Annotated in this window: 13 protein-coding genes; all 13 read right to left on the reverse strand. The window is 60.3% G+C overall.

Translation table 11 applies throughout. The features are described from left to right. Window positions 1–25: 25 nt before the first annotated feature. The gene (locus IF803_RS23535) at window positions 26–268 is read right to left on the reverse strand and encodes a DUF2274 domain-containing protein (protein WP_075968962.1); all 243 of its coding nucleotides are present in this window, start codon (window positions 266–268) and stop codon (window positions 26–28) included. Between the two features lie 4 nt (window positions 269–272). Beyond that, a complete protein-coding gene (locus tag IF803_RS23540) occupies window positions 273–1,484 on the reverse strand; it encodes a TraB/TrbI/VirB10 family type IV secretion system protein (protein ID WP_038379346.1) in 1,212 nt (403 codons plus the stop codon). Next, entirely contained in the window at window positions 1,481–2,515 is a 1,035-nt protein-coding gene (gene trbG, locus IF803_RS23545) for a P-type conjugative transfer protein TrbG (protein ID WP_028344502.1), read from the reverse strand. Before trbG ends, IF803_RS23540 begins: the two co-directional genes overlap by 4 nt. Further along, window positions 2,512–3,195, reverse strand: coding sequence for a conjugal transfer protein TrbF (trbF, locus tag IF803_RS23550; RefSeq protein ID WP_038379344.1), 684 nt, complete (start codon window positions 3,193–3,195; stop codon window positions 2,512–2,514). Before trbF ends, trbG begins: the two co-directional genes overlap by 4 nt. Window positions 3,196–3,287: 92 nt before the next feature. Next, the gene (gene trbL, locus IF803_RS23555) at window positions 3,288–4,511 is read right to left on the reverse strand and encodes a P-type conjugative transfer protein TrbL (protein ID WP_028343873.1); all 1,224 of its coding nucleotides are present in this window, start codon (window positions 4,509–4,511) and stop codon (window positions 3,288–3,290) included. Then, window positions 4,508–4,879 (reverse strand): putative entry exclusion protein TrbK-alt, encoded by a 372-nt coding sequence (gene trbK-alt / locus IF803_RS23560; RefSeq protein WP_016845887.1) that lies wholly within the window; start codon window positions 4,877–4,879, stop codon window positions 4,508–4,510. Before trbK-alt ends, trbL begins: the two co-directional genes overlap by 4 nt. Further along, entirely contained in the window at window positions 4,879–5,607 is a 729-nt protein-coding gene (trbJ, locus tag IF803_RS23565) for a P-type conjugative transfer protein TrbJ (RefSeq protein ID WP_026192416.1), read from the reverse strand. Before trbJ ends, trbK-alt begins: the two co-directional genes overlap by 1 nt. Next, window positions 5,604–8,045: a conjugal transfer protein TrbE gene (gene trbE, locus IF803_RS23570; protein ID WP_028343872.1), complete on the reverse strand. Its 2,442-nt coding sequence runs from the start codon at window positions 8,043–8,045 to the stop codon at window positions 5,604–5,606. The genes trbJ and trbE overlap by 4 nt, the downstream gene beginning before the upstream one ends. Before the next feature lie 10 nt (window positions 8,046–8,055). Then, window positions 8,056–8,319 carry a VirB3 family type IV secretion system protein gene (locus tag IF803_RS23575; protein WP_018270310.1) on the reverse strand — a complete coding sequence of 88 codons (264 nt, stop codon included), beginning with the start codon at window positions 8,317–8,319 and terminating at the stop codon, window positions 8,056–8,058. Then, a complete protein-coding gene (locus IF803_RS23580; protein ID WP_240537001.1) occupies window positions 8,319–8,591 on the reverse strand; it encodes a TrbC/VirB2 family type IV secretion system protein in 273 nt (90 codons plus the stop codon). Before IF803_RS23580 ends, IF803_RS23575 begins: the two co-directional genes overlap by 1 nt. A 55-nt stretch (window positions 8,592–8,646) precedes the next feature. Continuing rightward, complete coding sequence (gene trbB / locus IF803_RS23585; RefSeq protein ID WP_016845878.1) at window positions 8,647–9,561, reverse strand: P-type conjugative transfer ATPase TrbB; 915 nt, start codon at window positions 9,559–9,561, stop codon at window positions 8,647–8,649. Window positions 9,562–9,793: 232 nt separating this feature from the next. Next, on the reverse strand, window positions 9,794–11,122 hold the full coding sequence (locus IF803_RS23590) for an MFS transporter (RefSeq protein WP_026192414.1): 1,329 nt from the start codon (window positions 11,120–11,122) through the stop codon (window positions 9,794–9,796). A 141-nt stretch (window positions 11,123–11,263) separates the two neighbouring features. Then, window positions 11,264–11,680, reverse strand: coding sequence for a CopG family transcriptional regulator (locus IF803_RS23595; RefSeq protein WP_018270307.1), 417 nt, complete (start codon window positions 11,678–11,680; stop codon window positions 11,264–11,266). Window positions 11,681–11,682 lie beyond the last annotated feature (2 nt).

The following is an 11,682-nucleotide window of genomic DNA, read 5'->3' on the forward strand; positions in this document are numbered from 1 at the left end:
CGACAGCTTTGAGAAACCTTAGGCATCACTGTCCTGCGCCGGCGACCGGTGCGTCGCCTCGACGTTTCAGTTTAGAAAACCCTCGATCGGTGGCCATAAAGCGCGCTAACATGGGGGCGATAAGCTTAGTCGGTTCGACGACTTGACCACCTTGAAGCGAAAGGGCCTCTGCATATGCAATGAGATCACGATGCACGGCCGCCGGCAGCTCCGTACTCACTTTGACCGGCTTGTCGTCTGGAAGCTCTCCTATTTTGAGTTTTGGCATGTTGTCACCCTCTATACGGCGTAACTATGAGGTCACGATTGACAAGAACACGAACCGGGAAACCAGGCCGCACGGTCAAAGTGGGCTGGATATTGAGACTGCGTCGAACCACCTGCTGTCCGGTTTGGTTTAGTGAGTCGGAGGCGCCGTGTCGCAACGCCTGGATGATGGCGCTGTCGTTGCTATTGGTGTCCGAACCAGCCCCTAGTTCGGTCCCGACCGCCAGAAACGTCGATAGTGCCGCAGCCTTGAATAGCTCTGCCCAGTGATTGTCGACTTGGTCTTCCAGACCCGCATACCCAGCGCTATCAGCGCCAGGCTGCCGCTCGAGAACGATAGAATGTCCATTCGGCATAATCAGCCGCGTCCAGACCAGTAGGACACGGGACTGGCCGAAAGTAACCTGACTATCGTATGTGCCGATCAGACGCGCTCCCTGAGGCACAAGCAGAAAGCGGCCGGTCGGCGTGTCAAAAACATTCTCGGTGACCTGCGCGGTAATTTGGCCCGGCAGGTCCGATCGGATCCCGGTAATCAGGGCTGCCGGAATGACCGTCCCAGCCTGCACGACATATGGTGAAGCCGGCTTGGTGATGCGGTCGGGGCTGACCGTGCGACGGTCCACAGAAGCATTCACGAAGGCAAGCTTTCGGTCTTGACCGTTCTGCGCCAATCCGTCGTCGCCAGTGCTCGATAAGTTCGGCGACGCGACGCGGTCGCCTTCAACAGCCGCAGCGGCAGGCGGACGTCCTTCTCCTCCCTTGGTCGGAGCGAACAAATGGCTAATGCGGGCTGCCTCCGTCTCCTGGTCTCGGCGCTGCTGTTCCGCATCAGCCCCGATCGCCGGCGAGTGGCCTTGGGCAGCAAGGATTGGCCGACCGAGGTCGCCAGGGAGTGGCGGACCAAGCTGCGGTATTGGCTGGCGCGGAACGCCAGCATAATCCTTCGGCAGCGTCGTAAGGCCATCGGCAACATTGTGATGGTCAGTGCTGTAGAGTTCATCGGCCGCCTGGTTTCGGGGACGATTGTTCTGCAGCGACCACAGGACTGCTCCACCAATGACAAAGAGGGCAAGCGCACTCCCTCCGGCCAGGACTTTTCGCGACAACCGTGTCACGCGCGGATGCTCCGCTCTCAGTCGGAAGCTTTTGGACTGCTCCTCTTGTGTCTCCGGCGGATCTGCTTGCTCGTGATCGTTTCCACTCTGGCTGATCATGACGACGGCCTCCCGTCGGTCCTGACAATCCTGACCTTTTGCTGGCGCTCACTGCCGAGCCTCAGTTCAGCTGCTCCAAACAGCCGATCGACGATTAACACGTTACCGTAGGCGCGATAGTTGACGAGCTCGGTCTTCCCGTCAGGGCCGATGACAAAGAGCGGTGGCATCTCTCCCTGGACGATACCTTTAGGGAATTCGACGTAGACCTTGCGGCCATCGTCGTATGCGGCGAGCGGCCGCCAGGGTGGACTGTCCCCTTCAATGGCATAGCGGGAGATACGCTGCCCTGGATCCGGAAGAGGGGGTCTCAGAGCGACTGAACGGGATCGTTCGCGCGCTGTTTCAGGATAGTACCAGGCAACAGACGGCATATATGGCCGCTCGCGGGAGCGGAGCTCAATGAGGTAGGTGCGCCGGTCGGTATTGACAACGAGGTTAGTCTCGATCGATGCGCGGGTCGGCTTGACCAGGATATGGACGCGTCGCGTATCGCCGCTCCCGCTCTCAGTATCGCCTACGACCCAGCGTACGGTATCTCCGGCCGCGATGGGCCCTGATCCCGTCAGTTGCTCTCCCTCCTCGAGCGCGACGTCCGTGATCTGCCCCGGCGCGGCATAGATCTGATAGAGCGCCCCGGGACTGTAGGCGTAGATCTGCGCTGCGTTGAAATATCCCCGCTTCCGCGGTTCGACCCGGGCTGCGCTGTTTGCCGTCTCAACCCGGCTCACAGGGTCGGGCTCTTCCTTCCCTCCTGACTTGCCGCCGAGAGCCGGTTTCCAGAGCGGTGGAACGTGAAGCGGTCGCGACTTGTCATCCAGAGGCGCTGGCGGCGCCGGCGGCGGCGGGATTTCCGCGTCATAGCTGATCTGTGGCGGGATGTAGGTCGCGCACCCACCGAGCGCCGACGAACAAACCAGAAGAGCGGATAGAAATGCTCGCTTCGATGTCACGAGCTCGGACCAAGTCGAATTGCACCTACTGTACACGATAGGACGCTTCGAATAAACGTAAGACGGGGTCTTGGTCACTGACTCAACTCCTTTGACCAGTTGATGGCGCGGACATAGACGCCAAGGGGATTCTTGCGCAGGCGTTCGGCATCGCGCGGCATCTCGATCACGACGGTGAGAATTGCGGTCCAACGCTCGGTCGAACTCAGCGAGCCATTATCGTAGGTGCGCTGGATCCATGCGACCCGAAAGCTTTCTGAAGACGCGCGAATGACGCTCGACACGTCGACGGAGATTTGCGCCTTACCCAGTTTGGCAAAAGGGTCATTGTTGCGCGCGTAGTCGTTGAGCGCAGCGGCGCCGCGATCGGTTGCAAAATCGTATGCCCGGAGCCAGTTTTGGCGCAGAACGATGCCGTCGGCCGGAAGGCCCCTGACATCCTCGATAAAGCGCGCCAGATGGTAGGCGATCTGTGCATCAGTGGGTTGATAGTCGATGTTGGCCGGCGCGACCCTTTGGGCCTGGCCAAGATGGTCGACTTCGACCACCCAGGGCGTGATCGAGCCTTGATTCGACTGCCGGACAAGGCTACCTGCGAGACCGGCTGACAACATCAAGCAGCCGAATGCCATCAGGCGCCAGTTCTTGGCTTGCACGCGCGCTGATCCAATGCGTTCGTCCCAAACTTGAGCTGCTTTCTGATACGGCGTGACCGGTGCGGGCATGCGCCCGTAATGAACGGAAGTTCGTTTGAACATCGATGGTTGCCCCTGGTATCGAGTGATCGGTTTCAAGTCGGGCGATGGAAGGGTTGAGGTGCTGCTGTGCGGCGTAGGTACAGTGGTGCGTCTCAGCGCTCTCCTTCGGACAAATCGACGGAGGAGCCGCTGCCACCGTGATCGCCCGAGCGGACCGCGTGGCCGGCAGCCGAAGCACCATGCCGAATAGTCTCGGCACGCTTCATCCGGCGCGCCCAATCAGGCCGCCCCTCGGCCGAGGTGCTCGCCGCCCGTTCGCCCGCTTGCTCACCTCCGACGGCAGCCGCTGCGCGACGCAAAGGACTCATGGCAGCCGAAGCGCCAGCCTCCGCGACGCCGGCAAGGCCGCCGTTTCGATAGGCGGCTGACGCTCCGCTTAGGACAGCGCCGCCACCGCGCGCGGCGCCTGCAATCGCGCCACTAGCGAGACCAGCACCGGCCGCTACACCAGCACCTGCCGCAACAAGCCCGCCAGCAGCCAAACCCGATCCAATCGCCGCACCGGCGCCGAGCTGCGGTCCGCCAGATACCAGGCCGTTTGCAATACCCGGACCGAAGATGCCGAGGCCCAGCAGGGAGAGCGCCGCGAGCACTAGCGTCATTGCGTCTTCAATGGTCGGCTGAGCACCTCGGAAACCAGAGGTGAACTGCGAGAACAGGGTCGAACCGATGCCCACGATGACAGCTAGGACCAGAACCTTTATCCCCGAAGATATTACATTGCCCAGGACCCGCTCAGCGGCAAAGGCGGTCTTGCCAAACAGACCAAATGGAATGAGCACGAAGCCGGCCAGCGTCGTAAGCTTGAACTCGATCAGAGTGACGAAAAGTTGGATCGCCAAAATGAAGAAGGCGAGCAGCACCACGACCCATGCGAATAAGAGAACGACGATCTGAACGAAATTCTCGAAAAAGCTGATGTAACCCATCAGGTTCGAGATCGAATCGAGCAGTGGTCGGCCGGCATCGAGTCCGACTTGGGCGATCTTTCCCGGCCTCAGGAAATCGGATGCGGATAGGCTTGCACCCGACGCTTTCAGCCCAAGTCCGGCAAAGCTCTCGAAAACGATGCGCGCCAGGTTGTTCCAGTTGCCGATGAGGTAGGCAAAGACGCCCACGAAGAGGGTCTTCTTGACGAGCCGCGCGATGATGTCCTCGTCAGTTCCCCAACTCCAGAACAACGCAGCGAGAGTGATGTCGATCGCGGCGAGTGTCGTCGCGAGATATCCAACGTCACTGCCCAGCAACCCGAATCCGTTATCGATATAACGCGTAAACGTTTCCAAGAACTGGTCGATGATCCCGGTACCCGTCATGGCTTGCTCGCCTCGGGTGTCGCCGGTTGCGGATATGCTTGCGGGATCCGGCTCTGATCCTTTGGGGCGGGCGCCAGCCCTGCGAAGGAATCATTCTGGCCAGGGTCTGCTGGGCCGATTCTTTTGCCAAAGAAGCGACGCCGGTTTTCGTCCCAAATCTGCTTGCAATGCCGATAACCCACTGTGTCCTCTGGAGTGACACCGCGGCAGCGTGCGAGCTCGGAGCTGGCTGCATCGGTCCCTTGCTCCGCCTTCGGTGCCGACCGAGACGCGTCCAGTCCGCGCAGCTGAATCGTGCAGGCGGCGACGGCCACTAGGCCGATTGTCGTAAGCAGCGAAAGCGCCTTGAATGCCTTTACGTCGGTCATCAGTGGAACATCTGTACATTGGAGGATTGATAGCCCTGTCCTGGTGTTAGGAAGCGCTTGAGCTGCTCTCGACCCTGATCCTGGGCCGCGGCGCGCTGCGCCGCTTCGAGGCTCTGCGCCCTGCCCTGCGCCGCCGTGGCCGCCGTGAGATCGGCAAGTTGTTGCGCTTGAAGCGCGAGGATCTGATTGCCAGCCTGCGTTGCCTGCAGCGCGCCGGCGGCCCCCTGGCTTGACGTCACGAGCGCGGATGTCTGGATGCGATTGGTGTCGAGGTTACCAACGATGCCGGCTTGGACGCGAAGCGCGTCTTGCGTCGCGGCATAGGAATTTTGCCATCGCGCTTGAGCGTTGGCGACCAGCAGCTGGTTCGACTGGTTGCTGGTGGCTGGCGCGTAGCTGGTCGAGAAGGCGCGATCGATTTCCTGGACGTCGTAGGCGATGCGCTGAGCCTGCGCCAGCAACTGTTGGGTCCGCTGAATCGAGGATAGAAATTGCTGCAGCGACGAATACGGAAGGTTCGCCAGATTCTTCGCCTGATTGATCAGCATCTGCGCCTCGTTCTGCAACGAGGTGATCTGGTTGTTGATCTGCTGAAGCTCGCGCGCAGCGGTCAGGACATTCTGAACGTAGTTGTTGGGATCGAAAACGATCAGCGCCCGTGCGGGGATCGCAACGCCAAGCGCCAGCGCAGTGACGCCGGCTGCGGCCAATAGGGCAAGACGCCTCATGGCGATTTCTCCAGATTGACGAGATTGGGAATTAGATCTATGGCCCAGGCGACGCCACGGTGCTGGAGCCAGGCCGGCACGAAGCCGTCAGGTCCATGTTCGGCGAAGAGCTGCGCGATGGCAGCTTGGTCTGTCTTAGAAGAGGCCGCGGTGAATGCGAGCGCAACCTCACCAAGCCCGAGTTCGAACATCCGGTTGCCGCGACGGGACTGGCAGTAATAGTCGCGTTTTGGCGTTGCCCGACTCAATAACTCGATCTGGCGGTCATTGAGGCCGAAGCGGCGGTAGATGGCGGTGATTTGCGGTTCGATCGCCCGTTCGTTCGGCAGCAATAAGCGAGTTGGGCAGCTTTCGATGATCGCCGGCGCGATCGCTGAGCCGTCGACATCCGAGAGCGACTGGGTAGCGAAGATGACGGAGGCATTCTTTTTCCGAAGCGTTTTCAGCCACTCCCGGAGCTGCCCCGCGAAATCCTCATCATCGAGGGCAAGCCAACCCTCATCGACCATAAGGAGCGTCGGCCGACCATCGAGACGGTCCCCAATACGATGGAAGAGGTAAGCCAGCACGGCCGGCGCAGCACTCGTTCCGATCAAGCCTTCGGTCTCAAATGCCTGGACCGACGCTTCGCCAAGGCGCTCGAATTCGGCATCGAGCAGGCGCCCCGAGGGACCACCCACGCAATAGGGTTGCAGCGCACGTTTCAGGGAGTTGGATTGGAGGAGGACTGACAGGCCGGTCAGGGTGCGTTCCTGCATCGGCGCCGAGGCGAGAGACGTCAGCGCCGACCACAGATGATCCTTGACCTCCGGGGTGATCTCGATTTTTTCCCGTGCCAGGATCGCGCAGATCCATTCGGTGGCCCATCCGCGCTCTGAGGGATCATCGATCCAAGCCAGCGGCTGCAGCGCGACGGGCCGATCACTTCCGTCAGACAAAGCACCGCCCAAATCATGCCAGTCGCCGCCCATGCCGAGCGCGGCCGCCCTGATCGAACCACCGAAATCGAACGCAAAGATCTGGGAGTTCGGGTAGCGGCGGAATTGCAGTGCCATCAGAGCGAGCAGTACCGACTTGCCGGCCCCCGTCGGTCCGACCACAAGGGTATGGCCGACGTCGCCGACGTGGAGGGAAAATCGGAACGGGGTCGATCCCTCGGTCTTGCCGAACAGGAGGGGCGGCCCCTTGAAGTGCAGATCCCTCGCCTCGCCGGCCCATATGGCGGAAATCGGAATCATATGGGCGAGGTTGAGGGTCGAAACCGGCGGCTGACGCACGTTCGCATAGACATGCCCCGGCAGACTGCCGAGCCAGGCTTCGACGGCGTTCACCGTCTCGATCATGCAGGTGAAATCACGCCCCTGGATTACCTTCTCGACCAGCCGCAGCTTTTCATCGGCGGCATTGGGATCGCGGTCCCAGACAGTGATGGTCGCGGTGACAAAGGCTTGTCCGATCTGATCGGACCCCAGTTCCTGCAACGCTGCGTCAGCATCGAGCGCCTTGTTGTGGGCGTCGGTATCGAGCAGCGTCGACGCCTCGTTGGTCATGACCTCCTTGAGAATGGCGCCAATCGACTTTCGCTTGGCGAACCACTGCCGCCGAATCTTGGTCAGCAGCTTGGTGGCGTCTGTCTTGTCGAGCATGATCGCCCGGGTCGACCAACGATAAGAGAATGGCAGGCGATTCAGGTCGTCTAGGATTCCCGGCGTCGTGGCGCCCGGAAAGCCGACAATTGTTAGGACCCGAAGATTGGCTGAGCCCAACATCGGCTCTAGCCCGCCGGTCAACGGCTGGTCGGCCAAGAGCGCATCGATGTACATGGGAATTTCGGGCACTCGAACCCGATGACGTTTGGTAGAGATCGTCGAGTGCAGATAGGTCAGAGTATCCTGGTCATCGAGCCAGGTGCACTCCGGCATGAACCCTTCGACGAGTTGCAGCACGCGGTTGGTTTGATCGACAAACCCGCGCAGCACCTCGCGCGCGTCGGCTCCAACAGTGCGATCACGCCCCTCGTAAAGCAGTCGTTCTGCCTTGGCGGCTCCTTCCTCGGGGGGCAGATAGAGAAAGGTGAGGAAATAACTGGACTCATAGTGGGCGCCCGCCTCTTCGAACTGAGCTCTGCGCTCGGCGTCGACCAGTGCGGATGCGACATCCGGAAATGTACTCGGAGGATAGGCCCCGGCAAAATGGCGCTGTGCCTCGACGAATACGGCCCAACCTGATCCGAGGCGGCGCAGGGCGTTGTTCAGACGACCGGCGACGGCGACAAGCTCAGCCGGGACCGCGCTGTCGAGGTCGGGGCCACGGAATTTCGCCGTCCGTTGAAACGAACCGTCCTTGTTCAGGATGATTCCCTCGTCGACTATGGCGGCCCACGGCAAGAAGTCCGCAAGACGCGCGTTGGAATGGCGGTATTCGGCAAGGTTCATCATGGTAGAGAGCTCAGGCGTTGAGGTGGCCGGGAATGCGAAGATGTCGGCGCACGACGTCGACAAACGCAGGATCGCGCTTGGCTGCCCAGACGGCGGCCATGTGGCCGATGAACCACAGGACAAGGCCCGCGATCCAGAGCCGAAGCCCGAGCCCCAAGGCTGCAGCAAGCGTACCGTTGACGATCGCGACCGACCGTGGCGCGCCGCCCATCAGGATTGGCTCAGTGAGCGCGCGATGAACGAGCACGACAAAGCCTGTGACTGGTTCATCCATCAGATCACCACGCCGCCGCCGAAGGAGAAGAACGAAAGGAAGAAACTCGAGGCGGCAAACGCGATCGACAGACCGAACACGATCTGGATCAGCCTGCGGAAACCACCCGACGAGTCTCCGAACGCGAGCGTGAGCCCGGTTACGACGATGATGATGACGGCAATGATCTTGGCGACTGGCCCCTCGACCGACTGCAGGATCTGATTGAGTGGCTGCTCCCACGGCATGTTCGATCCGGCAGCCCAGGCCGGTGCCGACGCCAAAAGAAGCATCCCGGACATGGCCAGTGAAGCGGCATCTCGAGGAAAGCGAAATTGCGGACGCATGTCAGTCTCCTGTTGATGAAAGGTCGTAGTCGCCGGCGGGCCCTAGCCCGGTGACGAGAGCAAGCTCAGCGAGGCGACGGTCAGCGCCGCGCCCCGCAAGCACAGCAACGAGGTTGATGGTCTCAGCGATCAGGGCGCGCGGAACCGTGATGACGGCTTCCTGGATGAGTTGCTCGAGCCGCCGCAGGGCACCGAGCGCAGTGCCCGCATGAATAGTGCCGATGCCGCCGGGGTGGCCGGTGCCCCAGGCCTTGAGCAGATCGAGTGCTTCAGCACCGCGAACTTCGCCGACTGGAATCCGGTCAGGACGCAGTCGCAGCGAGGAGCGAACGAGGTCCGATAACGTGGCCACGCCATCTTTGGTACGCAAAGCGACGAGATTGGGCGCTTTGCACTGAAGTTCGCGGGTATCTTCGATCAGCACGACCCGATCAGAAGTCTTTGCCACCTCGGCTAAGAGCGCATTCGTCAATGTTGTCTTGCCGGTCGATGTCCCGCCGGCGACGAGGATGTTCTTGCGTGAGGCGACTGCGCTTTTCAGGATGTTGGCCTGTTCCGATGTCATGATCTCTTTGACGACGTAGTCATCCAGCGTAAACACGGCGACGGCGGGCTTGCGGATAGCAAAGGCCGGTGCTGCAACGACTGGGGGCACGAGCCCTTCGAAGCGTTCGCCGGTCTCAGGCAATTCGGCCGAGACCCGTGGCGCGCCGGCATGCACTTCGGCGCCTACATGGTGCGCAACCAGACGAACAATGCGCTCGCCATCCGCTGCGGACAGAGTTTCGCCTGTATCGGTCAGGCCATGCGACAAACGGTCGATCCACAGCCGCCCATCTGGGTTGAGCATTACCTCGATGATCGATTGATCCTCGAGGTATCCGGCGATCGCTGGGCCAAGAGCACTACGCAGCATTCGCGCACCGCGCGAATTCGCCTCCGATTGAAAGGAATGGATTGCCACCGTTGCCCTCCCCGAATGAGGGCGTCCACAGAGGGGCGCCCAGATGGGGACGATTAGAAAAGGCACCAACGGACTTAGCGCAACAAGCGCTTTCGGTGATCGAAGACTGGCGTAGAAAAAGAAAGATTGAGAGGCGATTTTTTTGACACCTACTCAATCGTATCGGTTCGCTGCGAGTTTGTGCTCACCACTCCGCATCGTCATCCGGGGGCAGGAGGATGGCCGAATTCTGGTACAAGCCAACTGACTCGGCAGGTTCGAAGGTGCTAGCCGACATCTCGAGACAGATTGAACCCACCCATGACGCAAAGGACCGAAACCAAGGCAGCGCGAACCAGAGAAACGTCGCGATCTGCAGCGCTACGTTGAAACCGAACGCTGCTTGATAGGCTTGGACGGGCCTATGGCCATCATTCGCAGACCATTGCTCCAGGATAAGACCTGTTGCGTATTGTGCTAGAAACGCCCAACCAAAGTGCAAGACGTTCAAGGCACCGTTGGCACGACCGGCAAGCTCTGGCGGAAAGTAATCCGCCACCACGGCGAAGCTGACCACAGTTGCCGTTCCTACAATTGCGACAACAGACCAGAGCAAGATAGATGGCAGAGACGCTCGCAGGATCAAGGCACACTCGGCTGCGATAAATAGTACCGCAGCTATCGCCAATATTGTCTCCGCCCCGATTCCCCTTCGTTTGACGCAATGGACTGTCATACCGAACAACCAGGCACCAGCGCTAAGTACGATCGACATAATGAAGAGCTGTCTGATGAGACTTGCGCGATCAAACCCCTCTACGTCGGTCAGCCATGGCGATGCCCACAATCCCTGCAGAGACCAAGCCGATCCAATGCAAGTCGCCGACAACGGGGCCATTCGCCAAAAGCGCCGATCGCTGAAAACGGAGCTCAGGGTGGCGGAAGCTGTTGATGGGGCTACGCTTCGTTCAGGCACCACAAGATAGATGAGAATGGCCGTCGTACCGGTCGCGACTGCCAGAATCTCAAAGAGCTGCCGCCAGCCCATCGACGTCAGCAGGTGTTCGACGGGAGCCGTCGCGGTCACCGCTCCTAGCGAGCCCAGCATGATCATATAGCCGTTCAGTAAGGCAACTTGTTCCCTAGGGAACCAAAGGATGATCGACTTCAGTCCTGCGGTCAGTGCCGCCGCCACGCCAAGCCCGATCATTGCGCGCGCGATCAAAAGCGACAGGAAGCCGGTCGATACCGCAAACAGTCCGCCGCCGACGGCTGCGAGCAAGAGCAGAACGCTCTGGACGCGACGCGGACCAAAGTGGTCCAACAATATACCGACGGGGATCTGGGCCGCCGCCAGAACAAGAAAATAGATTGACGTAAGCAACCCGAGGTCGGCAGTCCCAAGCCCGGTGTCCGAGCTGAGATGGCTGGCGATCACGGCGTTGATCGTTCGAAACAGATACGAGAGGTAGTACCCAGCTGCAAAAGGGAGAAAAACGCGCGCGATTCGACGCCATGCTGTTGAAATTTGCATGCTGGCCCCTTTGCTCTCAGCTCACCCGAGCCGATAGCGCGTCCAGCTTTTGTCAGTTCGGCTAACTCGCGGTGGTAGTAGGCTGGCGTAGAAAAAGAAGGAGCGGCGAAATGGTCTATCGACATAGGTTCAATCAGGCTCTTAGGCCGATTCCTGACGGCGGATATCTTCTGGAATCTCGCGCAGAAAGCTTTGCCCCTTTTGCATACGACGCCCGAGCGCCTCGACAAATCCTTCAAAGCGCTCCCTTCCCTTTGCTTGAGCGGCCGCTTGCGCATCGTTGGGCAACGGTGGCGTGATCGTCAGCCAAAAACGAATGAAGAGGGCCAAGGTCTCGGCCGTCAGACCAACGTCACGTTCCAGCCTCTGCATCTGACGGGAAAGCCGATCCAAACGGCGGGTAAATGCTGCTTCCCGCCTGTCCGCTCCATCCGGTGACAGAAACGAAGCGACGGCCGCTTCCACGATTGCAGACCGCGAAAGCTTTTTGCGATCGGCAAGATCAGAAATCTGTTTCAGAAGCTCGGGCGGGAAATAGACGTTCATCCGGTCGCGCATAT

It is taken from the genome of Bradyrhizobium sp. UFLA06-06, assembly GCF_054820065.1.

Coding starts and splice junctions, on each gene's coding strand:
- IF803_RS23595 (WP_018270307.1), bottom strand. CDS start 11,680: ATGCGCGACCGGATGAACGTCTATTTCCCGCCCGAGCTTCTGAAACAG.
- IF803_RS23590 (WP_026192414.1), bottom strand. CDS start 11,122: ATGCAAATTTCAACAGCATGGCGTCGAATCGCGCGCGTTTTTCTCCCT.
- IF803_RS23580 (WP_240537001.1), bottom strand. CDS start 8,591: ATGCTTCTTTTGGCGTCGGCACCGGCCTGGGCTGCCGGATCGAACATG.
- trbJ (WP_026192416.1), bottom strand. CDS start 5,607: ATGAGGCGTCTTGCCCTATTGGCCGCAGCCGGCGTCACTGCGCTGGCG.
- trbK-alt (WP_016845887.1), bottom strand. CDS start 4,879: ATGACCGACGTAAAGGCATTCAAGGCGCTTTCGCTGCTTACGACAATC.
- IF803_RS23535 (WP_075968962.1), bottom strand. CDS start 268: ATGCCAAAACTCAAAATAGGAGAGCTTCCAGACGACAAGCCGGTCAAA.
- trbE (WP_028343872.1), bottom strand. CDS start 8,045: ATGATGAACCTTGCCGAATACCGCCATTCCAACGCGCGTCTTGCGGAC.
- trbB (WP_016845878.1), bottom strand. CDS start 9,561: ATGCTGCGTAGTGCTCTTGGCCCAGCGATCGCCGGATACCTCGAGGAT.
- trbL (WP_028343873.1), bottom strand. CDS start 4,511: ATGACGGGTACCGGGATCATCGACCAGTTCTTGGAAACGTTTACGCGT.
- trbF (WP_038379344.1), bottom strand. CDS start 3,195: ATGTTCAAACGAACTTCCGTTCATTACGGGCGCATGCCCGCACCGGTC.
- IF803_RS23575 (WP_018270310.1), bottom strand. CDS start 8,319: ATGGATGAACCAGTCACAGGCTTTGTCGTGCTCGTTCATCGCGCGCTC.
- IF803_RS23540 (WP_038379346.1), bottom strand. CDS start 1,484: ATGATCAGCCAGAGTGGAAACGATCACGAGCAAGCAGATCCGCCGGAG.